The organism is Mycoplasma sp. 4044, assembly GCF_053851695.1.
This window is the reverse complement of record NZ_JBSQBD010000001.1, coordinates 455,730-480,511: the sequence shown is the minus strand read 5'-3', so window position 1 is coordinate 480,511 and position 24,782 is coordinate 455,730. Positions and strand designations below refer to the sequence as shown.

Here is a 24,782-nt window from a genome sequence, read left to right as displayed (position 1 = left end):
TTTAGCAAGGTCTGATTTTTTATTCAAAAATATTTAGGTCCCTATCAATGATATTTACACCTTTTTTCAGTACTAATTCAATGAACTGGTATGCCATAATCATTGCCATAACGTCATTTTCACAGTATATTTTTAAATTATTGACTACTTCTTCTCATTTATTATCTTGAATTGTGTCAGCATAACGGCAGATAGCACATGTCATTGCCATTGTTCCGTTTTGTACTTCTAACTCACTATAAGGAGTAATCATTACAGGAAGTTGTAGTTTTGATTTAGTTATTAATTTTTCAATCTTTTTAATTGAAGAAAAACCTCTTAGCTGGTGGAAATAGATAGCATTTTTAGAGTAATTGAAAACATTTTCAAGATCTACACACAGTTCCTCACTTATAATTTTGTCAACCATTTTTTTCAATTCATCAATTTGCTCTTGTGAAATTGCTTTACCGCCTGTTTTTAAATTAGTTATTTCGTAAAGTTCAACCATTTCTCTTAAACGAGTATTTTCGTAAGATTTGTTAAAGACTACATACGCACAGGCATTAGGATCATAAATTGTTTTAATAAAATCCAAATATTGTGATAGTTCAAGATTTCTAGGATCTAAGACAACATTTTCCTTGCTTATTATTTGATTGTTTATTGTTTTAATTAGACTTACTTGGAAAACTATTTGTCGATATGGCAAAGCGTAATCAAAAATTGGATAAGGCATAGAAAAACCTTCGAAATCGTATCAAACAACCACTTTATCTTTTTGTCTCAATGGCTTAATTATATTTTCAACCACTTGCTCATTTAGTGTAGATTCTTTTCTTAAAATCTTGTTGAGAGCATTAGCTTGAGAAGTGGTTCTTTGCAATATATCATCATATGGCTGGTCGTGAAAAATTTTTTCGGCTATTTTAGATACAAATGAACCATGAATATGTGAAAAAGTTGGATATAGGGTGTTGAAGACAAGATTTGTTTTTGTCTTGTATTTTTTGCATCATTTGCTTGAATCATCCTTCTCACTTAGAACATAAGAAGTTTTTTCTTTTTTACTTCTTAACTCTTTAATTATTTTTATAAAGTATTCAACATCAGCACATCGTAAATCTTTTTTTACTTTTCCGTCATTTTCAAAAATTACTTTATCGAAAGAAAACTTTTTGCTGTCGTCTAACCAGGCAACGAATTCTTTTTGACTTTTCGTGCTTGCCACTTCACTTGCCAAGTAGAAATCTAAAGTATTTTTTTGAGTGTTGTTTGTGTCTTTATTAAAAACAAGAAGTCGATAACATGTCAAATTTTTGACACCAGAAAGTTTTGCTATCTGGCAATTTCAATAACCTTTCAAAAGATTGTCAAGTGAGCTTTTAGCTACTGGTTTTTTGTCTAACATTAAACCTGTTTTTTTGTTGTATGCAGCAGGTTTAGCCAAAGCATCTTTATACTCAAAAACTGGACCAATAATTACCTCTATTTCCGGGTCATCTAAATGCTTTTTAGTCAATTCAATTTTTTGTTCCAGTTTGGTTGAAAGAGGAATTATTACTGATTTGAAATTTTGAAAATATTTATTGATATACAAGTTGATAGATTTATTTACTAAATTAAAAACCTTGTTGTCAGCATGAGCGCGATACAAATCAAGACCAAATTTGTCTGAGTAGTTGAATTCTTCAGTAGTTTCAAAAAGACCTATGAAGTTAGCTCACTCTTTATTTTCATCATCGTCTTCTAATTCATCATCGTCTTCATCATAATAACTTGCATTTTGTACATTATGTTCTAATAAAAAATCTTCTTCAGTGTGTGTTAATCAGTACTCTGATGAAACATTGTATGTAAAATAGTCTTTATATTGAATGTATTTTTTATTTGTCACGAATTACAACCTTTCCATTTTCATATCACTTAAGCAGCAATTTTGCTCAGTCATTTTCATTACGACAGCGCAGATAGTCGACTTGATCAGCATCAATAACTGGATCATAATGTTCAGAAAAACCATTAATAGTTGTTTTTTTAAATCAGTTTATTACGTATTCTAAATCGTCACGTGCTTGCTTTTCGTCTAATGGGTATATATTGGCTAAAGCATGTCTTTTATTGACATCAACTTTATTTGGATCTTGATAGTCTTCTTCTTCTAAAAAGAGTGCAAAAATACCAAATTTTTCAGCTCCCATCAAGTAAGCATATAACTGAGCTTGCTTGATATAAGCGAGACTTGGACCATTTTTCTTTCATTCTTCCCATTTTTTAACACCAGCAGTTTTAATTTCAACTACTGTATTTTTTGACTCAATGAAACCATCAGGAATACCACCGACATATTTATTTTTGTCAGCAAAATAGTCATACTTGTACTCACGGGCATTAAATGTTTGCACTTCAACTTTCGCTTCTCTTGCTAATTTTGCAATTATTTTAGGTTCTAAAATAACCCCTGCATTAACATATTTAGGATCTAACATTGGCAACGCTAAACGACTTATATGGCAAAAGGCTTGAAAATGATTGTTAAAAACGTCAGTATTTAAAACCTTAGCTATTGATGAACCACCAATTTTTTTAAATCCCGCGAATGAACCTGGTTCATTTTTAAAAAGCATATTATGAAAAAAAGGTTCTAATATTACTATTCTTTTTTCTTCGTCAAGTGTGTAGTGGCGATCATTGTAGTATTTTCTTGGAAATGATGCCAAAAGCTTTTCTCTTAATTCTGTGGTTTCCATTATTATTCCTCTTCAAAACTAACACTTTCATATTTTTGTTGAATAGTTTCTCAAATGTGTGAAATGTCTGCTTTTGGGCTTTTTTCTCTTAGGCTTGTGATTTGTTTGATAGAAATGATTGCATCATAAATTGCTTTATAGTTTGTATGAGCATGACTTTCTCAATTATCATATTCTTCAAAAACTTTTTTGTCAATTTCTTCTTCTTTTAAATCTGGTAGGTAACAATGAATAATTTCGTGCAATAAGTTAAAGAAAATAAAACTTTCACGATTGTAAATGTCATTCAAGAAAATGTAACGTTTAGCACGTTTTTTAAGAGTAATACCTCTTATTTTTGCTCCTGTTATATATTTTTTTGTTACTAAAACTATCCCTTTGCTTGCTAGAAAATGTTTTAAAAGTTCGATCTTTTCACTAAAAGTTACGCTGCTTGACATAATGTTCAGCACTTTTTTTAGAGTTACTTTAAATTGACTATTTCTAAAGTTTCCAACTTCTAGGTTGTGATCAATACCCAATTCACAGAAACGAATTCAAACATATGTATTAGGCTTGTTGTAATATTTTTTAGATTCTGCCAAAATGTGTTTTTCCAAATATTCTTTGTAATTTTCTAATTTATTGACCCCATAAAATTCTTTTAATAACATCAATTTTCTTCAGTCTTCCATTTCTTCACGAATCTGAATGTTTTGCTTAATTAAAAGTTGTGGATTTTTGATTAGAAATTTTACTCCATAACTTTCTAGATGAATTTTTAGGTCATCCCCCATATCAAGACCTTGTTTACGGTTGCGATATAGTTGATAATGTCTTCAAAGTGAACCGTTAGGAAGTTGAAAAACAAATTCTAAACCTTCAATTATTCCTGTTGTTATCACATTGCTATCTTCATTTAAAAAACTATTAACATGTTTTAAACTCAAACCCAGTCGCAAAGCAAGTTCTTTTTGACTCATTTCGTTTTTATCAAGTAAGAATTTAATTTCATCACTAAAACTCTCGAACTGATCGATGTTTGGTATTTCTGACATTTATGCTCCTTTATTACATAGTAATAATTATATGCAACAAAAACAAAAAAGTATGATTTTGTTCATTTTTTTGACACAAAAAAGTTGTAAAAAGTAGATAAAAAAATGTCGAAAAGTTCGACATTTTCTGCAAAATCCATTTTTCTATTGTTGTGTTTTTTCTAAAAAAGACTGAATTGCCATTAAATTTTGACTGATAATATCAATTTTTATGTAACTATAGTTTTTGTTCATTCCATGTACGACGTCTTTATTTGCAAAAATATTAATTTGCTGCAAAATCATAAAAATGTATTTTTGCTTGAATTCATTTTTCTCTAATAAATAACGATAGTACTTGATTTTTTCAAGGGTTTTTTCAACTTGAAGATTCAAATAAATATCTGATTGTTTTGCAACTAATGCACCTATTGCGACTTTAAAAATCTTTTTAGTGACTTTTACTTTACTATGATGTGTTACAAGAAAAATAATCAAAACTAAAGGACTAGAAACAAGCGAAACAAAACCACCTGATGAAATTTCTTGATGATTATTACTCAATTTCAGTTGCAATTCAATTAAAAAGTCTAACAGTAAGAATAAAGCTAAGCAATAAATAGCTAAAATTGATAACTTTTCCAATACTCAGGTTGAAATGTTTTTACGTTTATCTTTAGTTGCAACTTCTAAAGTATCTTCGACCATTTCTAAAAACTTATCCAATTTGTTTAGATTAAAATGTTTTGCGTAAGGAGCAAAATCAAGTTTAAAGACGTTTAATCTTTCATTAACAATTTGGTTTAGAATAACATTTTCATTGTTATCTAATTTTTCATTTTTCAAAAAGGTACGAATAATTTCGGACAATTTGTGCATATGATTGATGAAAATAATCTGGATTATTTTTACTATCAGCAGTGAAACAAATGCCAATATACTTGCAGCCACAAAAATCCATAAATAATACATTTTATTAGGTTCTTGTTTTACAGCTAGATTATAAATACTGAAAAAAGGCAACGCAATGACACCAATAAATGTAGTCAGTAAAACAACTTCAAATAAAGCATAAAATGCATTTTTGAACTGTGGTTTGTTTCTTCTCGTGTTCGTATAAACAAAGGTTATTAAATTAATATTATCGTATAAAAGTCTCTTACATTCAGAGTGATTTTTGACACGAGAAATGTTTTTTTTAAATCTAAGAATTTTAAGTAATTTCATGATGTAATACCTTAAGAAATTTTAACAAAATAAAAGCAAGCTTATTATTGGCTTGCTTTTTTAGATAATTAGTCTTCTTCAACTTTAACTTTTCCACCACGTTTTTTGATGATTTCATCAGATAAGTTTTTAGGCATTTTTTCGTAGTGGTCAAATCACATTTGGTAGTTTCCACGTCCAGCTGTCATTGAACGCAAGTCGGTTGCATAACCAAACATTTCACTTAGTGGAATGAATGCTTTAATGATGTGAACTCCATCACTACGTGTTTCGTCTCCACGAACTTGTCCACGACGACGTGAAATATCTCCCATGATGTCTCCAAAGTAATCTTCAGGAACAGTAACAGCAACGTCCATGATTGGTTCTAGTAGAACAGTTCCTAATAATTCTTTTCCTTTGGTTAGTGATTTAGATGCAGCAATTTTGTAAGCTAATTCTGAAGAGTCGACTTCATGGTATGATCCATCAAATAGTGTTGCTTTAATGTCAATCATTGGGTATCCTGCAAGAATACCAATTTCCATTTTTTCAACAAGACCTTTTTGGATTGATTTGATGTATTCTTTTGGAATTTTTCCTCCAACAATTTTGTCAACAAATTCAAATCCACCATCTGGGTTAGGTTCATATTTAATTCATACGTGTCCGTATTGTCCTTTTCCTCCAGATTGTTTCTTGTGAATTCCTTCAACATCTGCTGTTTTAGTAATTGTTTCACGGTATGAAACTTGAGGTGCTCCAACGTTTACGTCTACTCCAAATTCTCTTCTTAGACGGTCAACAATGATATCTAGGTGCAATTCTCCCATTCCAGCGATAATTGTTTGTCCTGTTTCTTCATCAGTATATGTTCTGAAGGTTGGGTCTTCTGCTGAAAGTCTTTGCAATGATAGTGAAAGTTTTTCAGTAGCGGCTTTTGAAGCAGGTTCTAGAGCTTGAGAAATAACTGGTTCTGGGAATTCCATTTTTTCTAGAACAATGTCAGCTGATTTTTCAGCGATTAGAGTATCTCCAGTTGTTGTCGATTTTAGACCAACAGCAGCTGCAATGTCTCCTGTTCTAACTTCATTGATGTCTTCACGAGAGTTAGCATGCATTTGTAGAATACGGCTAATTCTTTCTTTTTGATCTTTTGTTGAGTTTTTAACGTAACTTCCTTTTTCTAGAACTCCGGCATAAACACGGAAGAAAGTTAAGTTTCCAACATAAGGGTCGTTCATAACTTTAAATGCTAGTGCTGCAAAAGGTTCATCATCTGAAGGGTGCACTGAAATTTCTTCATCCCCTAGGTGACCTTTGATTGCTGGAATATCTACTGGTGAAGGTAGATAATCAACAGCAGCATCAATCATTAATTTAACACCTTTGTTTTTGAAAGCGGTTCCACAAACTGCTGGGAAGAATTCTGATGTTAAGGTAGCTTTACGGATACCTTGTTTCAATCTTTCAGCACTAATTTCTTCTCCTTCTAGCGCCATCATCATTAATTCTTCATCGAAGTCACTAACAGCTTCAACTAATTCTTGACGCATGATTTGTGCTTCTTCAACTAGGTGTTCAGGAATAGCAATATCCTTCATGTTTTCTTCAGGTTGCCCATCGAATTCATAAGCACGCATTTCTACTAAGTCAACGATTCCATTGAATTGTGACTCTTCTCCAATGTTCAATTGGATTGCGTGACAGTTTCCGTTTAAACGACTTCTAACTGAGGCAACTGAATCTTTGAAACTTGCTCCAGCTTTATCCATTTTGTTAACGAAAACGATACGAGGAACTTTGTATGTTGTAGCTTGTCTTCATACTGTTTCAGTTTGAGGTTCAACCCCACTTTGAGCATCTAGAACAGCTACGGCACCATCAAGTACACGAAGTGAACGTTCTACTTCGACTGTAAAGTCAACGTGTCCTGGTGTATCAATGATGTTAATTCTTTTTCCTTTTCAGAAAGCTGTTGTAGCAGCTGATGTAATGGTAATTCCACGTTCTTGTTCTTGGATCATTCAGTCCATTTGGCTTTCCCCTTCGTGAGTTTCACCAATTTTGTGAATTTTTCCTGTGTGGAATAGAATACGTTCTGTTGTTGTTGTTTTTCCGGCATCAATGTGAGCCATGATTCCAATATTACGGTAGTCTTCTAAGCGAACTGATCTTCCCATAGTAACTTAACCTTAAAAAATTATCATCTAAAGTGAGCAAAGGCTTTGTTTGACTCTGCCATTTTGTGTGTGTCTTCACGTTTTTTGATTGATCCACCAACTTTGTTTGATGCATCAATAATTTCATTTGCTAAACGTAAATCCATTGTTTTTTCACTTCTTAGACGAGAATATTGGATTAATCAACGTAGTGCTAAAGTTTGTTTTCTACGTGCACTAACTTCAACTGGAACTTGGTAGTTACTTCCACCAATTCTACGTGATCTAATTTCTAATTGTGGAGTAATGTTTTCAATAGCTTGGTTGAAAACTTCCATTGGGTCTTTTTGAGTTTTTTCTTTAACAATTTCAAATGCAGAGTACAAGATATTTTCAGCGATTGATTTTTTACCATCAAGCATAATTCCATTAATTAATTTAGTAATTATTTTTGAGTTAAAAATTGGATCTGCTAAAACATCACGAACTGGCGCTTGGCGTTTTCTTGACATGATTTCTCCTTTTAATAAATGTAAGTATTAATATCTTATTTCAAAAATGTACTAAATTATTTTGCTGCTTTAGGTCTTTTAGCACCGTATCTTGAACGTCCTTGTTTACGGTTGTTAACTCCTGCTGTATCTTGTGTTCCACGAACGATTGTGTAACGAACTCCAGGTAGGTCTTTAACTTTTCCCCCTCTGATTAGTACTACAGAGTGTTCTTGTAGGTTGTGTCCTTCTCCTGGGATGTAGGCTGTAACTTCCATTCCGTTTGAAAGTCTTACCCGAGCATATTTACGTGTAGCTGAGTTAGGTTTTTTAGGTGTCATTGTCCCAACACGAGTACACACACCACGTTTGAATGGTGCCGGAATTTTCTTATCTTTTTTTAGTAAAGAGTTGTATGACAATAGCAATGCAGGTGCTTTTGGTTTAACAACTTTATCTTTACGACCATTAGTGATAAGTTGACTAATTGTTGGCATATCGTGTCCTTTCTATATGATTTTTGTTTTGATTGAAATTAAAAATATTCATAATTATACAACAACTTAACCGGTGTGCTAAAAAATTTTTTATTTTGTTTTGGGGCTAAATTAAAAGCAAACCAGACTAGCTAGTTTGCCTTAGAAATTAAAGATTGTTTTTAAGTTTAATTCAAGCATTAATACTAATTAATTTTAGTAATTCATGCACTCTTAATGCTTGTCTTTCGTTATTTACTAAAACGTTAATTTTTGTAAACGGTTCTGACGATAGTCACATAAATTCATTGGTATTAATGAAATAAAGATTAGCTTTTTGAATTTTTCTAGTTTGCGACGATCTTGGTTGCTCAGACACTAAATTTGCTTTTGATTGTTCAAAATCTTTCTTAGCACTAAATTTATTGTCAATTGCATTCATTCACGCGATTTGTTCTCTAATGCTTGGATCTTGTGTTGACGGCTCTATGTTTTGTTCGTCATCAACACTTGTTGGGTTAAATACATTTCCATAAAGTGTGTATTCAGAAACATAGTGTGGTAAATACTCTGCGACAAAATTGATGTCTAATACTGTTTTGTACTGTTCTAGAACAGATTTAGAACCTAGCAATCTATATTGATCTATTCTTTGACTAAGAGCTTTGTAAAGCATTGAATTTTTAGTTTTCAACCCTTCTTCATCTAAAGTAATTTCAACATATTCATTATTACCATATGCTCTTGTTAAGTCACCCTTCAATATTGAAGATCAATTTTTATTTTGGTAAAGTTCAGAACTGTACACTTTTCTATAAATTAATAACATTGATAGCGAAGTGGCCAGAATTATTCCAACTGAAACTACTGCTCACACACTATAAAGAATTAATAATGTTGAATTATGCTCCTTTTTGGTCAATTCAATTGCCAAGAACACAATTCCTGCTATGAAAATTGCTAATAATAATGCAAAAGCTATAACAGGAGAAACTCACATATTAAAGTTTTTCTTTAGTCCATATGTGTGTTTTATTCTTAATTTTTCACCTTGTACAGCTTGATAAATTTGCAAGCTTTTTTTAAAATACGACACAATTTTAAATGCCATTCAAGCAGAAATTATCAATGCTAAAACTACTACTAATTGTGCTAAATTGTTATTGTTTTCTTTAGTTGCTACTTCTTGAGTTGTATTAGCAGTTTCTTCACTTAAAAACAGCATTAGTTAGCCTCGCTTTTTGTTGTTTCTTTTTCAATGTAAATCATAGTAATTTTTGCTTTTAATTCTAGATCTGACAAATTTTCTGGTTCAAAAATATTTAAGCGGTGAGCCATTGTTAGCATTTGCTCACGTGTTAATGATTTTAATGAAGATCAATATTTTGAATCTTTCACTTGTGGGTATTTGTCAAAAATTTCTTTTTCTTTTTCATCCATTGTCACTGACTTATTATTTTCAGGAGCAACTGTGTGTGGTTCAGTGTTATTTTCAAATTGTGGTTGTTTAGATTCTCCGTTGTCTTGTGACGGTGCAAATGGGAAAAATGGGAATTGTCCATTTTGATTTTTCATTCCTTGCAACATAGTTTCTTGTAGTTCTTGTTGTTTTTGTCATAATTCATACATTTTGAATTGACGAATCACATTCAGACATTTTCTTCAGAAGAATATTCATCAAGCAACAAAGTAAATAATTTCGCAAATTGAAATAATGGCTACTCAGTCTTGTGATCCCAAAGTCTGTAAACGTGAATACATTGAGTACTGACTAAAGAAAATGAAACCTATAACTAGGATTGAATAGCTAATCATTGTTGGATTAAATTTGCCATAATCCTTATCTTTTAAAGCTCTAAAAAAGTTGATTACAAATATTGTTGATAGAGCTAAGGTAACTAATAAAAATACAGTTTGGTAAATAATAATTACATTTGCTTCTTGAACTGCAGTGGCAGTTATTCTACTTTGGTCAGCATCAGCATTCGCTTGTCTTAATAGACTATCAAAAGCAGTTATATAGAAATTTCTGCGAATGATTGAAATTACAAAGTTGGCAATGGTCGAAGCTAAGAAGAAGAATAGCAATATCCCAGTTCAAATGAATCAAGGTCTGAATTTTGCTTTTTCATCACGCATCAATTCTTCTTTGGTTGGTGGTTTCGGCATTAGTGGAAACATTTTACCCCCTATCAATTAATAAAATTATAGCACATTTAGCACTCTAAGGCTTAAATTGCTAAATTACTGATCATATCCTTTTAAGCGAATATCTTTATCCATTTTTCAAGGCATTTCAATTTCAAATTCCATGTAGTTGCCATTAGGATGAGTAAAGCTTATTTTGTAGGCATGTAATCTTTGTTTGAAATCATCTACATCCTTTCCATAAACAGGATCACCATAAACTGGGTGTCCTATGTAAGAAAGGTGAACTCTAATTTGGTGTGTTCTTCCAGTTTTTAGCTCACATTCAATAAGAGTTTTATCTTTATCTTTGATTTTCACATAGTCCAAAACAGTTACTTTTGTTTGTGCTTCTTTGGAATTAGTTTTGGTTACAGCCATTTTTTGGCGATTTTTAGGATCTCTTCCAATAGGTAAATCAATATTTGTGATTTTATTTTCAATAATTCCATCGACAATCGCAAGATAGCGGCGATTTATTTTGTGATCTTTTAGTTGTTTTGCTAAAAAACGGTGAGTTTCATTATCCTTAGCAACTAACAAAAGTCCACTTGTATCTTTATCTAAACGGTGTACAATCCCAAGGCGGTTTAAACCATTTTCATTACTCAAATTATTTTTGAAATGATACATTAAAGCATTAACTAAAGTATCTTTGTAATTTCCTGGTGCAGGGTGAGTTACCATCCCACTTTTTTTATTAATAACTAACAATTTGTCATCTTCATAAACAATATTGATCCCAATATTTTGGGGCTCAATTTTTACCTGTTTATCAATCAATTTTTCAATCTCAATTACTTGTCCTTCATTGACAATGAATTTATTTTTGTTCACTTTTTGACCATCGACGCTAACTGCCCCTTCATTGATTAAAGCTTGCGCATCGTTACGCGTAATTTCACTATTATTTGTAATGTATTTGTCTATTCTGTCGCTGTATTTAACTTCAATTTTTAACATTCTTCAATTATACAATTAGCAAGTTGATTTCTTTATAATTAAAAAGATTGAGTATGTATGAAATTGAAATAAAAAAATCTCGTTTTTTGGCATATGTTTATTCTGTTAGTAACGAAAACCAAATTCACAACTATTATGCACAACTGTATAAAGAACACAAACGTTGTCGTCACGTTTGTTATGCATATCGAATTAAAAACAATGATGGTTCAATGAGCGAAAAAGGTTTTGATGATGGCGAACCAAAAAACTCAGCAGGATTGCCTTTATTGAATTTATTACAGCTTAAAAATGTTGAAAACTTGGCAGTTTTTGTTGTTCGTTACTTTGGTGGAAAATTGTTGGGTCGCTCAAAATTGCCAGGAGCTTATATTAAAGCTGCCAAAGAAGAAATTGAAACTTTTTTAAACACACAAAAGTAATTAGAAAAATAGACAGGCAAGAACCTGTCTATTTCTCTACAATTAGCAGTTGCATTTTTCTTTGCAGCTACATTTTTGGTCAACTTTGCAATTGCATTGGGTTTCTTTGTTTTCACATTTGCATTTGCAAGCTGTTTTTTCTTTACAGCATGATCCCATATTAGCTCCTTAATTTGTTTTTTTATAAAACCATTATAGAACTAAAAAGTTAAAATTTTGCTATTTTTTTCAGTAAAAATTGAATTTTTTAGTTTTTCTGAAGAAAATCCTGACTTTTTGAACTCATCGTACGAAAGAAGTTGTTTTTGAATGTTGATGTTGTAATCAATTCCGAATCTTGTTTTAAGTTTTTCGTCGTTTACGAAAACAATCATTTCTTGTTTTGGACGATATTTAGCTAAGGTTTTAAGCTTGTTAATATCGTTTTGTAAGAAAACAACAAGGTATTTACTTTCATCGTTAAATAGTTCTAGAGCCATATCATAAGCTCATTTTTCAGATTCATCAGCATAGTTAAAGATTTTAGTAATGTAATTTTTGAATTTAGTAGGACAGTGTAAAATATCTTCATTTGCTGATTGATTTACTTTATGCATTACTTTCACTGCTTCTAATGGGAAGTTTCCACTTGCAGTTTCGCCACTTAACATTGTTGAATCTGCACCCAGTTCATTAGCTCAATAAATATCTGTTACTTCAGCTCTTGTAGGTAATGGATTTTTTTCCATTGAGTCTAGCATCTGAGTAGCAACAATAACTGGTTTTTTGGCTTTTAAACATTTTTTAATAATCATTTTTTCAACTCTAGGAACTTCGTAAAAAGGAATTTCTAATCCTAAGTCTCCACGTGCAACCATGATTGAATCACTGTGTTCAATTATTTCATCAATATTGTTAACTCCACTTTGAGACTCAATTTTTGAACAAATTTGAATATTATCTCCACCATGTTTGTGCATGTAATTTCTTAGTTCAATCAAGTTTTCTTTATTATTAACAAAACTTGCAGCGATAATGTCAACACCATACTCAATACCAAATAAGACGTCATCACGATCTTTTTGTGACATAAATGGTAGTGAAAATTCAACTCCAGGAATGTTGATTCTCTTGTTAGTTTTTAGATTGTGGCTATTATTTGCTTTGACAAATACTGAACTATTTTCAATTTTAATTACTTTAGTTTGTAATTTACCATCATCTAATAGAACTGTGTCACCCACTTTTAAGTCTTTATGCATTTCATAAGAGACACAAACTCTTTGACTGTTTCCTACCATTTCTTTGTATTGACTAGGATCACACACAAGTTCCAATGTTTGATCTTTTTGAATAGGTTGAATATCATCTAACATTTTTCCTATTCTGATTTCAGGACCTTTAGTATCAAGCATTAAAGATACGTTGACTCCTAACTCATCACTTGCTTGACGAGCTAAATCAAATTTGTGTTTGTGGTCTTGTCCGCTTCCATGGCTAAAGTTTGCTCTGACACAAGTTATACCATTTGAAAGCAGCGATTTCATGGTTTCTAAATTATCACTTGAAGGGCCAATTGTGGCTACAATTTTGGTTTTTTGCATTGTCTTTAATTTCTCCTTATTTCATTCTTTTTGCTTAGTATTAAAATTTTACCCCATATATCATAATTGTGAAAAATGTGTAATAAAATTAAGGAGTACAAAGGAGATAAAATGCCTAAATTTAAACGTATATTTATGTTGGTAACTGATGGACTAGGAATTGGTCCTGAACCACGTCAAGAAGAATTTGGAGACAAGGGGGCTAACTCATTTTTACACGCCTCAGAAGTCTTACCTTACAAAATTCCTACATGATATAAACTAGGAATTACTGAAGTTGCAAAAATGGCAGGACACGTGCCAAGAAATAAAAAACCGCTAGCATATGTTGGAAGAATCCATGAACTTTCAAATGGAAAAGATACACTGACAGGACACTGAGAAATGATGGGAATTTTGACTAAAACCCCAAGTCCTCAGTTTCTTGAAAATGGATTTCCAAAAGAAATGCTAGAAGCGTTATCAAAAGCTTGAGATAATCGTAAGCTTATTGGTAACAGAGCAGAAAGTGGAACAGTAATTTTAAAAGAATTAGGTCAAAGATCAATGGAAACTGGAGAGATTATTGTTTATACATCAGCTGACTCAACATTGCAAATTTGTGGGCACGAAGAAGCATTAGGACTAGACAAACTAAATGAATATGCTAAAAAAGCAAGAGAAATTTGTTCATCTAGACCAGAATGAAATGTAGCAAGAGTTATCAGTCGCCCATACATCGGACAAAATGGTGACTTTACTCGTACATTTAACCGCCACGACTACGCTAACGTGCCACCGAAGAGAACTTTACTAGAGGATTTACAAGCAAAAGGTGTTGAAACTATTGGAGTTGGAAAAATTAAAGATATTTTTTCAGGAGTAGGAATCCAAACAATTTATGGACCTGCAAGTGACGATGAAAATATGGATATCGCTATCGACATTGCTTCTTCTGATTCGACTAATCAATTTGTTTTTGTCAACTTAGTTCAATTTGATAGCCACTACGGACACCGTCGTAATCCTATTGGATACAGTGAAAACATTTCACGTCTTGACATTAAACTAACAAAACTAATAAATGCAATGCGAGAAGATGACTTATTAATTATGACTTCAGACCATGGAAATGATCCTACTTGACCAGGAAGTGATCATACACGTGAAGCGTTACCATTGACAGTATTTTCGAAATCTTTCACAAAACCACATGCTTTCAAACAACCACTGATGGGTTTAGGAACAGCCGGAAACATTGTTGCTCGTAACTTTGATTGTCCATTACTAGAAACCGGTGAAGACATTTTTGACCAACTGATCTAATTTCCATAATGAAAGGCAAGAATTTCTTGTCTTTTTTTGTGTCTTGTTTAGAGTTATAAACTGGCCAAAAGCATAAAAAACTCCACATTAGTGGAGTAAAAAGAGTTTATTTGTTTTTTTGAATGTTTTTGCTATCTAGCTTTGCTCACTGGTTTTCAATTTTTCCTGACGCTCTTGTTCCAATTGTTTGATTCTTTCAATTTCTCTTTGCAATTTGTTTACCGGTTCTTTGACATTAGTTTCATTTATATCTTTTCCATCTAAGTGGTTTGCATTTTCAATGGCTTCAATTAATTCTTGTGTATATGGTGATCCATTTTGTCTTAGCTCTCATAATAAAGCGTCCGCTACTCAGAATCCTTCTTTATTTGCTCAATTTATAGCAGGCAAGGCATGGAAAAATTTGCTCTTGTACGATCAAATGAGTCCAGGGTTTCCATCTTCTCTTAGTTGTTCATTAGCCATAGGATTATATTTTGCTAACATTCATTTAACATCAGATACATAAGCTGCACCAGGATATTTATTCGCATAATATAAAATGGCATTAGCTTGTTTATTGTATGTATTCTTAGCAGAAACTATATTATTAATATTATTCAGCTTATTAGCTATGTCTTTTAATTCGCTTAAAGGCGTATTTGGATCATTTAGCTTTTCAGTATATTTAGATGACATATTATTTATAAATTCAGTCAGTTTAGGATCATTTGGGCCATCTATACTTGCAATAGTGTTTTTTAACGATAAACGATTGTTTAATCTTTGTTCTTCTTTTAGTTTAGAATTTGCAAAATTTTTAGCTTTTGCTGTTAGTACATCAACTTTTTCTTTTGAAGGCGAATCTGAGTTAATTAAGTAACTTGCTTCACTTATTGCTTGAGTCACTTCATTTCTAATATTTGCTAGATTTGTTTTTTCTGGTATATCTTGAGACGCAAAATCATTATTAACTTTTTTCAGTAACGAATTAGTTTCGCTTAATGTTGTTTCCAAATTAGTTTTTACTAGTGTAGCATTGTTTTTAATAAGTTCAATCTTAGCTGCTTCAAATTTCTCACTTAAATTTTGGTGTGATTCAAACATTGTTGCTGCTGAATTAGAGTTCTTAGCAGACTGAGTAGAATTTAGCTGATCTTTGAGTGCTTTTTGTGTTGTTGTTAAGTTTTGTTGTGCAGCGTTTTGTGATAATCAGCTGCTTACCTGAGTTTCTAGGTTAGTTATCTTATTTTTTAATATGTTCTTATTTTCATCTTCAAGATTATTTAGTCTTGCATCTGCATCACCTATTCACTGTTTAGCTTCACTTACATTGATATTTTCTTTACCAATTGCATCGTTTAACTCTTGCACCAAAGCATTAGCTTTTGACTTAATTTCTTGCATTGTCGAAGGTTGATTTGCGAAATTTTGTACTTTATTTGAGTAATATTTCATTCCTTCTTTAGCAATATTCAAGTTATATGCGTCCAAACGGTTTTCCAAATTTACTACTTGTGATGTATCTATTTGCGCTTCATTTATTAATTGTTTTGAATTTTCTGAAATTGAAGATACTTCAGTCAAGTAACCTTGTTGTTTCGCTTTTTCTACATATTTATTCAATGAAGCATTGTTCTCTACATTAATGCTTTCAATAATTTTTGCAAGTCTTACTCTCTTTAATTTAGCATCTAAATCTTCTGTTATTGTGTCAAAGTCATCTTTATTAAGTTCGTTCGAATTGCTTTTAACCTTTGCATCCGATAGGGCGCTGTTTAAGCTAGTTAGTGAAGATTTTAGAATACCAGAAGAATTAGAAGGACTATTTACTAAACGATTGTTTTCAACAGAATTTATGTTTAGTCACGCTTCAACATCGCTAATTTTTTGTTTTAGATTTATATTGGCATTCTCATTTTGAGCATTAGTATATGCATTTTTTAAATCTTGAAGTTTTTGTTTCAATTCTTCAGGAGAAGTTTTACTGCTTTCAATAGAATCTTTTGCTTCATCTAGCAATTTAGTCATTTCAGTCTTAGGATTTTGGTTACTTGAAGGGCTGTTGACAAAGTCTTCAATATCTTTTATTAGTTCTTTGCCTTTTTGCTTATCAATGTCGTGATCTAATTCTTTTATTTCCTCTTCCAACTTTTTAATTTCAGCATCGCTTATACTATCTTGTGAAGCCAATTTTTTAGCTTTGTCTGCTAATTCTTTCGCTTTTTGATTTAATTCTGCGTTATTTTCAGTCAGCTGGTTGATTTTTTCTAACTCTTTGTCAAGAATTTCTTTACTATTATCAACTTTTGCTTTGTTAAGACTTTGATCTAAATCATTTAATAACTTATCAATTTGATCTTTATCTAAATCTTCAAGTTTTGTACCATTTTGTACTTCTTTTATTTTTTCTTTTAGTTTTGTTTTATATTCTTCAGGAAGATTTTCTAATACTTTGTTTGTTTCTTCAATCTTGTCTTTTAAATTTAAGTCACTGTTAGTTTTTTGTGCATCATCAATGGCTTTATTAAGATCTTCGACTGCTTTTCCTAAGTCTTCCTGACTAATTTCGTTGTTTTCGATTTTTTGTTTTAAAGTACCTAATTTTTGACTTAGTTCTTTTTTTGCTTTTGGTTGATTTAGACTACTATTGCCATCAAGTAGTTGTTTAGCTTTTGCAATCAGATCATTACCTTTTTGTTGCTCTAAACTTTTGGCTAATTGTTGTTTTAATTTGTCAGTAGTTTCTTCAAGTTGTTTAACTGTTTCATCACTTATTTGTGACTCAGTGTTTAAATTTCTCACTTTTTCTAACAGCTTGTCATACTCGTCTTTTATTGCTTTGATTTTTGGATCATTATCATTATCTTTTAACTCATTGTTTACTTTTGACTGTAGATTATCCAGTTCATTCTTTTTGTTCTCAAGTTTTGCTTTGTTAAGTGCATCTTTTAATGCTTGAACCTGATTACTTAAATCACTAGCTTTTGAGTTTTGATTATTGAAATTGTTATCAAAATTTTTACTAATGTCTTTTAATTTGTCTTTTAGGTCAGTTATAAGTTTAGGATCAACACTAGAGCTATTCGCATCAATTCAGTCTAAAATGGTGTCTTTTTCAGTATTAAAGCCTTTAGCTTGTTGTGCTCTAGCACTAGCATTTTCTAGATTTTCAATAGCCTTGTTATATGTCAATGTAGTTGGGTTATTTAGATTTGAATTGTCTTCAATTACTTTGTCTAGGTATGCATTTAAATTTTCATCAGTGCTATTTTTTCTTAACTCTTTAACGCTAGTTAGGAGCTTATCATAGTTAGATTTTGCTAGTTGTTGCAAGTCTTTGACTTCGTTATTAGCATCTTCAACAGCTTGATTAATAGCATTGTTTAGTGTTGTTAATGCTTGCTTGTTCTTTGCATCAACTGTGTTTTGATCTTGCAAGGCTTTCTTCAGTTTTTCAATGTTTTCACTCAGTGCATTACTTGGTTTTTGCTTATTAAGTTCTTCCAAAAATTTAAGCGTTTCTTGAGCCTTATCTAGTGACTTTTCTAAATTATTTTTAGCTTCTTGTAACTCTTGGTTTTGAATGTTTTTAATTTCTTCGATTGCTTTATTAATTTTCTTGGTTATGTCTTCTAAATTACTTGTTGAACCGTCGCTTGCAACTGAATTATTTTTCAATATATCTTGTAATTTATTCTTTAGATTTGAGTCTGTATCAGAATTACTCAATGAATCAATAAGTTTGTTTGCATCACCAACAGCTTTTCGATGTTTCAAGCTTTCAAATTCTTTTTGAATTTTTTCAATCTCAGTGTTTAAATTGTTAGTAGCTTGTTTTTTATTTTCAGTAGTTGACGAGTTAACAAAATCACTATTATTTTTTTCGATAGCTTCTTGTAGTTTTTGTTTTAGTGAATGAGTATCAACGTCAGTGTTGTTAGATAATGACTCTAATAAATTTTGTGCTTGTTGTTGAGAAGCATCGTTTGCTTCTTTTGTTTGAGTATTTTCAATAATTTGATTGTTAATATCACTGATAATTTTGTCTAAATCTTTATTTTTTTCAATAATAGCCTTTAAATTATCATTGTCAGAAGCTGTATTTGACTCAATAGAGTTAGAATATTGTTCTTTTTGATTTTCATCTAATTTTTCAATCAATTCGCTTGCTTTTGATGATTTACTGCGTGATTGTTCTTTAGCAACTTCTTTATTTTGAGTCATTTGTGACTTAACATTGGACAATTTATCGTTTAATTCTTTAGTTAATTCCTGAATTTTGTCAGCATCATTATTTTCACTGGCTTTTGCTATGTCATTTTTATTTTTTGTTATGAAATCAGTTAGCTGTTGTTTTTCTTCTTCTGAAAGATTGTTTTGATTATCTTTTATGAAATTGTCAATTTCAGTCACTACTTTTGTGTTTTCTTCAATAGGTTGCAAAACTGCTTGCTTTTGTTTTTCTCTTAGCTCTGTTCTGTAGGCTAGATTCTCTTTTGCTTTGGCTAGTAAGTCTGTTAAATCATTGTTATCTTTTTCAATCTGACTTTGATTTGTATAACTATTCTTTGATTGGATTACTGATTCATATTTTTGATTCAATTCTTGGTATTCATTGTTAGAGTTATTTTCTGTTAAAAAGATTGCAACTTCTTGCAATGTTTTATCTAAATTTTTTGTGTTTAAAGCACTTGTTTTTTGATGCGAACGTGATGCTATCACATAAGCAACAGAACCTCCTATAACTAGTGTGCTTAGTATCGATAGGATGATTGCCATTTTTTTAGTTTTCTTCATTAAATTCCTTAGACTTTTAGAGATGATGTGTAAAAAAGTTTTTGAAGTATATCAAAAAAAAAAAAAAAAACAAATTGGTGCAAAAAAGTTGCAATATGACCTTCTTTTTGTCCTTTTTGTTCTCATAAATAAGTCTTTTTGTTTTTATTCTCGATTTTTTGCACAAACTTTTAAACGCAAAAGTCAAAAAAATCCTCAAAACAATAACTTTCAATTAATTTGAACAAGAAACTTTTAAAAAAAAAAAAAAAAACACTCAGTGCTGACTAACTAAATTCTTGTCAGTAGCATGAGTGATTTTGGTGCTAAATTAGTAAGTTGACAACCTTACCTTCATTATCTTTAACACTAATGATTTTAAAGTAGTCAATCAATAGTTCATAAACAACATTCATTTGCTCGTATAGTTTGTTACCAATGTTTGCTTGAACTCAGTCTAAACGGTCTAAGTCTGAGTGTCAAATGTTACCAGCAACTACCATATCTTCTCTTTTTATTCCTTCTGGTAGATCATAAACATCAACTATTGAACCATTTAATTTACTTTTTACTAGCTCAACGTTTTTTCCATCTTTAGTAATTCAAGCTTTCGGATTAGTTACTTGCGAATATCCATCAAAAGAACCATAATTTGATTTAATAGCGAAGTTTGTTGCTTCTATGTAAGCGACAGGGATAACTACTTCAGTACAAAACGGGGCATGATCAGATCAATCACCAGTCTGTCCTGGTTTATATTCACCTGCAGTGTAGTATGGGTGAATTTCTAATAGATAATCTGGTCTATTAGCGAGTAAGCTTTTTGCTCTTGAAATGGCATGTAATTGATCTCTAATTGTGCTATCTGTATTTGAGTAAAACATTTTAGCATCTGGTGAGTGAACATACAATACATCTCCACCGGCAACAGTATCAAGATTTATCATTCCAACGGAATTATCTTTCATACTATTTTTGTTGTTATCTGAACTACTTAAAAATTGTTTAACAAATGCATAAGAACCTAGTTTTCCTAATTCCTCAGCATCGACAAAAACAAAGTGCAATCTAACTCCTAAGTCTTCACGATTTTTTTCATCTGAGTAATATTTCAGAAGCGCTAAATTTACTGCAACTGAAGTTGCATTATCAGTCGCTCCTCAAGAACTCTTGTTAGGTCCTTGAGCTGTTGAGTCATAGTGTGAAGCAATATAGAAATCTTTTGGTTCAGTTCCTGCTTCAAAGTTTTTAGAACTTGGGTTAACTGTTACAATAAGATTTGTTCCAAGGTTGTTATATGTCTTTGAAGTGTGGAACAAGAAACCTTGTGAAACTAATCCATCTTTTTTCATTAAATCATGATATCTATTTCTTTGCTCTAAAGAGTTGTTGTAAACAATTCAAGTTTTGTCAGATAGTTGCGATTCACTTGTATCTTGACCTAATGTTCAAGTTGCAACTTCTTTGCTTGTTGATTCATCTTTAGAAACTGAAATTACGCTTTGATTTGGGTATGAAAATTCTGGAGTATGGTCAGTGTATCCTAGATTAATAACTTGTTGCTTGATGTATTCATAAGCGTGCAAACTACCATAGTTTTTATCTTCTTTTACATCAGCATCCAAAGGGTACAACCTTTTCAAGTTTTTATTTGTCAACTGCTCTTGATCAATTGCAAACGTTTCACTGTTGTAGTTTGTAATGTTGCTTTTGTTTCCAGCTCAACGTCCTTTAGTTTGTTCTAAAAGATCATTGAAAATTTTAGTTGTAACAAATTTATTGATATCAACACCATCCTTACTTTTTTCAATGTTTTGGCAAGACAGCATAACTGCTGAAAGTGGGCTTAAAATACTCGCAAGTGCCAAACCTGAAAGTATCATTTTATGTGTTTTTTTCATTTCTTCCTTACAAATTTTGTTTATTAGACAAACTTTTAAAAAGTGTCCTAATTAAATTATAAACAAGAGAAATAAAAAGTAAAGGAACAGGTCAAATTATGCCTGTTCCTGAGTACTTTTTTCAATTTTAGTGGTGTTTGGTTGATTTGTTTTGCGTGGTCTTCTCGTAGTTTTTGGTTTTTGGTTTTTCAACTCAATTTTTGTTGATGCTTTTGAGTCTTGAGTTTCTTGGTTAATAGCTAATTGCTTTTTGGTTCTCGGTTTAGTGGTTTCTAATTTCACTTTTTTTTCTAAACTTTTAGCTTTGACAGCAATTTTTTCTTCAACTCTTTTTTTACTACTTTGTTTTTTAGCGGGACTTTTCGTTTCTTTCATTACAGTTTCATCAGCTATTAAAATTGTTGAAATTACCACTACATTACGACGTTTTTCTTTGTAGAAGAATGGTTCCAAACGATCTTTTATCAACTGTTTAATTTCAGGCACAGTTCAGTCTTTTTTGTTTCTAATTGTGTATAAAACAGCACTGTGAACTAACCTTTTACTTTCTTCAATTAAATCAGCAGAGTTTTTAACATAGAAAGCTCCACGAGACACAACTCTTGGACGCCCTAAAATAATATTTTTTTCTTTATTAATAGCTAAAATCACATGCACAAATCCATTAGCTGCCAATTCCATTCTTTCTTTTAAAATTTGAGTGTTAACTTTTGAAACAACTTCACCATCAATAAACACAGGACCAGTATAAATGCGTTGGTCACTTAGTTTTAGTTCATGATTAACTAGTTCATAAACTTCACCCAATTTAGCAACTACAACATTTTCTGGCTTAACTCCACATTCAATAGCAGTGTGACCATGTACTACACTCATCCGATACTCGCCATGGTAAGGCATAAAGTATTTGGGTTTGACAATATTGAAAATGGTTTTATGTTCATCTTTGTAAGCATGTCCTGATGTATGTAGGTAACCATCTGGACCATTTTCTTTAATAATTGCTCCTAGTTTATATAAACGGTTGACCAAAAGCTCGATTTTTGAACGATTTCCAGGAATTGGTGAAGAAGAGAAAATAATTACATCACCATTTTTAATAGTAACTTGGGGGTGTTTTTGGTAAGACATTTTAGCAAGCCCTGCCATTTCTTCACCTTGTGATCCAGTTGTTAAAATCAACAATTCATTATCATCATATTTCGAAATATTCTTTTTATCGATAAAAACTTCATCAGGAGCATTTATATAACCTAAACGCCGTCCAATATCAATACCCTGAACCATTGAGCGTCCAAAAGCAACAACCTTTTTGTTCATTTTCGAACCTAATTCAATAATTGCTTTTATTCTTGTTAAGTTTGAAGCAAATGCAGTAACGATAATTTTTTTCTTTGCATTTAACATATGCTCTTCAATGTCTTTTAAAATGTCTTTTTCACTTGGTGAGTGATTTGGACGCATTGCATTTGTTGAGTCACTTAGTAAAATGTCTAGCCCTTCTGCACCCATTTTATGCAGCTTAGTGAAATCAGTTAAATTACCAATAGGTGTGTAATCAATTCTGAAATCTCCAGTACACATTATTGAACCATTTGGGGTAGTAAATCTTATTCCGAAAGCATCTGGAATTGAGTGTTGTGCTGTTCAAGTATCAACTTTGACATTGCCTATTTTGAATTCAAAATCTGCGGTAAGTTCAATGAATTCAACGTTTACTTTTAGTTTTAAATCTTTAAATTTTAGTTTTAAGTATTGAATAGCTATTCTTGGTGCAAAAATTCTTTTAACGTCTACTTGCTGTACTAAGTAAGGAACTCCCCCAATGTGATCTTCATGTCCATGGGTAATGAAAAGTCCTTGAACTTTTTTGTTGTTATCGTGTAAATATGTATAGTCAGGAATTGAACCCTTTATTCCTGTAGTGAAAGAATCATGGAATTTAATTCCTGAATCAAGAATGAAAATTACATCTTCATGTTCGATTGCTAAAGTGGATTTTCCAATCTCTTGCATTCCACCTAGCCCTCATAATTTAGTCGGTGTCATTTTTTTCTCCTAAATGTCCATTATTTTTGCGAATTTATAGTATTTTTCAAAATAAAAACTTATACAATTATAACTCAAAAGCATTTTTCTTCCCATAGTTTTTGCTTCTTTAAATCATTGTGGGATCTCTTGTAAGTTATCTTCAAACATTTAAAAGGAAATTTAGTAAAATTTTAAGTACATTTATATATAAAAAGGAAAATATATGTTAGAAGACTCCCAGCAGATTTTGGTAAATTTAGCAAATAGTACTAGTGTTACTACAAGTACTACTATTGCCACACCAATCCAAATCGTTTTATTTGTTATTTTGTTATTATTGTTGACTATTTCAGGGATTATTTCAGGAGCAGAAACTTCTTATACATCACTGAATTTAGCAAAAGTTAATATGTTAGTGGAAAAGAAAGTGCGTGGTGCAAAAATTATTCAAAAACACTATCATAAATTCAACCAAACATTGAGTACCTTGTTATTATTTAACAATGCTGTTAACATTGGTGCCTCAACACTAACCTCATTCATTTTAGGAATATGAATGGGGGCAGGTAATAACTTAATTCCAGTAATTTCTACTGCTGTTATGACCCCATTAATTGTCGTTTTTAGTGAAATAACACCAAAAATTGTTGCTAAATCACACCCTATTGGATACTTAAAAATATTCTGTTATTTCATTGAATTTTTATACATCATTTCTTATCCACTAACTTTCTTAATTTCTAAAATCGGTAAAAAAGCACTGATAACAAATTCAGAAGAAGAAATTAAATCTATTTTAGATATTGCCAGCGAGGAAGGGGTTTTAGAAACTAAAGAATCAATTCTTACTCAAAAAGCACTTGACTTGGATTCAACTAAAGTTTCGACTCACTACATCAGACTGAAAAACGTACAAACTATCAAATCAAGTGCTTCACTTGTTGATGCTTTTGAATTATTTGCAGAAACTCAGTATTCACGTTTACCAGTAGTTAAAAATGGTGAATTAATTGGAATTGTTCACTTAAAAGATATTTTCAATAAAAAAAGTGGAAAAGTAATTAATTATCTAAAAATGGTACCTAATGTTACTGCTAACATGTCGCTGTCAAGTGCGCTTGAAAAAATGCGTCTAAATAGAGCACAAATGGCCTTTGTTACTGCCAACAATTCATCAAGTGAAGTGATAGGAATCATCACAATAGAAGATATCTTGGAAGAATTAGTTGGAGAAATATATGATGAGTATGACAACGATGAAGACATTTATGAAATTTCTTTACAGCGTTCTCGAGCTAAAGCAAACATCACAATGAAACAATTATTCAAACAATTGGAAATTGACAACGAAATGTCGGATGATGAACTGAATCTTTCATTAGAACAGTGACTAGAAACAAAATTAGAACACAAGCTTAGAAAAAATGATAGATATGAATGAGAAGAATACGTAAGCTTCAAAGTATTGGAAACATCAAAGAGTGAAAAGAGTCCAGGATTGATAGAGGTGTACATTTTATAAAGTTGCAGCAGCAACTTTTTTATTGTTAAA

At 31.3% G+C, this 24,782-nt stretch carries 17 protein-coding genes; 3 read left to right on the top strand and 14 right to left on the bottom strand.

Going from position 1 to position 24,782, the window contains the following annotated elements:
- Window positions 1-19 precede the first annotated feature (19 nt).
- The 10 genes from ACWXVN_RS02060 to ACWXVN_RS02015 form a co-directional block, all read right to left on the bottom strand.
- Window positions 20-1,876 carry a DUF2779 domain-containing protein gene (locus ACWXVN_RS02060; RefSeq protein ID WP_455978958.1) on the bottom strand — a complete coding sequence of 619 codons (1,857 nt, stop codon included), beginning with the start codon at window positions 1,874-1,876 and terminating at the stop codon, window positions 20-22.
- Window positions 1,866-2,729 carry an MAGa7180 family putative nuclease gene (locus tag ACWXVN_RS02055; protein WP_438341364.1) on the bottom strand — a complete coding sequence of 288 codons (864 nt, stop codon included), beginning with the start codon at window positions 2,727-2,729 and terminating at the stop codon, window positions 1,866-1,868. The genes ACWXVN_RS02060 and ACWXVN_RS02055 overlap by 11 nt, the downstream gene beginning before the upstream one ends.
- 2 nt (window positions 2,730-2,731) lie before the next feature.
- Complete coding sequence (locus ACWXVN_RS02050) at window positions 2,732-3,766, bottom strand: hypothetical protein (RefSeq protein ID WP_455978957.1); 1,035 nt, start codon at window positions 3,764-3,766, stop codon at window positions 2,732-2,734.
- 144 nt (window positions 3,767-3,910) lie between these two features.
- Window positions 3,911-4,972 (bottom strand): hypothetical protein, encoded by a 1,062-nt coding sequence (locus tag ACWXVN_RS02045; RefSeq protein WP_455978956.1) that lies wholly within the window; start codon window positions 4,970-4,972, stop codon window positions 3,911-3,913.
- A gap of 68 nt (window positions 4,973-5,040) precedes the next feature.
- Window positions 5,041-7,134 carry an elongation factor G gene (fusA, locus tag ACWXVN_RS02040; RefSeq protein ID WP_438341367.1) on the bottom strand — a complete coding sequence of 698 codons (2,094 nt, stop codon included), beginning with the start codon at window positions 7,132-7,134 and terminating at the stop codon, window positions 5,041-5,043.
- Window positions 7,135-7,154: 20 nt separating this feature from the next.
- Window positions 7,155-7,625, bottom strand: a complete 471-nt coding sequence (gene rpsG / locus ACWXVN_RS02035; protein WP_438341368.1) for a 30S ribosomal protein S7 — start codon at window positions 7,623-7,625, stop codon at window positions 7,155-7,157.
- A 56-nt stretch (window positions 7,626-7,681) separates the two neighbouring features.
- Window positions 7,682-8,101, bottom strand: coding sequence for a 30S ribosomal protein S12 (gene rpsL / locus ACWXVN_RS02030; protein ID WP_438341369.1), 420 nt, complete (start codon window positions 8,099-8,101; stop codon window positions 7,682-7,684).
- A gap of 148 nt (window positions 8,102-8,249) precedes the next feature.
- The gene (locus ACWXVN_RS02025; protein ID WP_455978955.1) at window positions 8,250-9,305 is read right to left on the bottom strand and encodes a hypothetical protein; all 1,056 of its coding nucleotides are present in this window, start codon (window positions 9,303-9,305) and stop codon (window positions 8,250-8,252) included.
- Window positions 9,305-10,249 carry a hypothetical protein gene (locus ACWXVN_RS02020; protein WP_455978954.1) on the bottom strand — a complete coding sequence of 315 codons (945 nt, stop codon included), beginning with the start codon at window positions 10,247-10,249 and terminating at the stop codon, window positions 9,305-9,307. The genes ACWXVN_RS02025 and ACWXVN_RS02020 overlap by 1 nt, the downstream gene beginning before the upstream one ends.
- 75 nt (window positions 10,250-10,324) lie before the next feature.
- Window positions 10,325-11,230, bottom strand: coding sequence for an RluA family pseudouridine synthase (locus ACWXVN_RS02015; protein ID WP_455978953.1), 906 nt, complete (start codon window positions 11,228-11,230; stop codon window positions 10,325-10,327).
- A 53-nt stretch (window positions 11,231-11,283) separates the two neighbouring features.
- Here ACWXVN_RS02015 and ACWXVN_RS02010 point away from each other — a divergent pair, with 53 nt between their 5' ends.
- On the top strand, window positions 11,284-11,652 hold the full coding sequence (locus tag ACWXVN_RS02010) for a YigZ family protein (protein WP_438341373.1): 369 nt from the start codon (window positions 11,284-11,286) through the stop codon (window positions 11,650-11,652).
- A 200-nt stretch (window positions 11,653-11,852) separates the two neighbouring features.
- Here the strand turns inward: ACWXVN_RS02010 and pyk are convergent, their stop codons facing one another.
- Window positions 11,853-13,235: a pyruvate kinase gene (gene pyk / locus ACWXVN_RS02005; protein ID WP_455978952.1), complete on the bottom strand. Its 1,383-nt coding sequence runs from the start codon at window positions 13,233-13,235 to the stop codon at window positions 11,853-11,855.
- A gap of 111 nt (window positions 13,236-13,346) precedes the next feature.
- On the opposite strand from pyk, the gene ACWXVN_RS02000 reads away from it, so the two are divergent.
- Window positions 13,347-14,540: a phosphopentomutase gene (locus tag ACWXVN_RS02000; protein ID WP_455978951.1), complete on the top strand. Its 1,194-nt coding sequence runs from the start codon at window positions 13,347-13,349 to the stop codon at window positions 14,538-14,540.
- A gap of 135 nt (window positions 14,541-14,675) precedes the next feature.
- Here ACWXVN_RS02000 and ACWXVN_RS01995 read toward each other — a convergent pair whose 3' ends face one another.
- From ACWXVN_RS01995 to ACWXVN_RS01985, 3 genes are all read right to left on the bottom strand, one after another.
- A complete protein-coding gene (locus tag ACWXVN_RS01995; protein ID WP_455978950.1) occupies window positions 14,676-19,319 on the bottom strand; it encodes a hypothetical protein in 4,644 nt (1,547 codons plus the stop codon).
- A gap of 305 nt (window positions 19,320-19,624) precedes the next feature.
- Window positions 19,625-21,199, bottom strand: coding sequence for a M28 family metallopeptidase (locus ACWXVN_RS01990; RefSeq protein WP_455978949.1), 1,575 nt, complete (start codon window positions 21,197-21,199; stop codon window positions 19,625-19,627).
- Between the two features lie 96 nt (window positions 21,200-21,295).
- Complete coding sequence (locus ACWXVN_RS01985) at window positions 21,296-23,248, bottom strand: ribonuclease J (RefSeq protein ID WP_455978948.1); 1,953 nt, start codon at window positions 23,246-23,248, stop codon at window positions 21,296-21,298.
- A gap of 205 nt (window positions 23,249-23,453) precedes the next feature.
- Between ACWXVN_RS01985 and ACWXVN_RS01980 the strand changes: the two genes are divergently transcribed.
- Window positions 23,454-24,752, top strand: a complete 1,299-nt coding sequence (locus ACWXVN_RS01980) for a CNNM domain-containing protein (protein ID WP_455978947.1) — start codon at window positions 23,454-23,456, stop codon at window positions 24,750-24,752.
- Window positions 24,753-24,782: the final 30 nt, after the last annotated feature.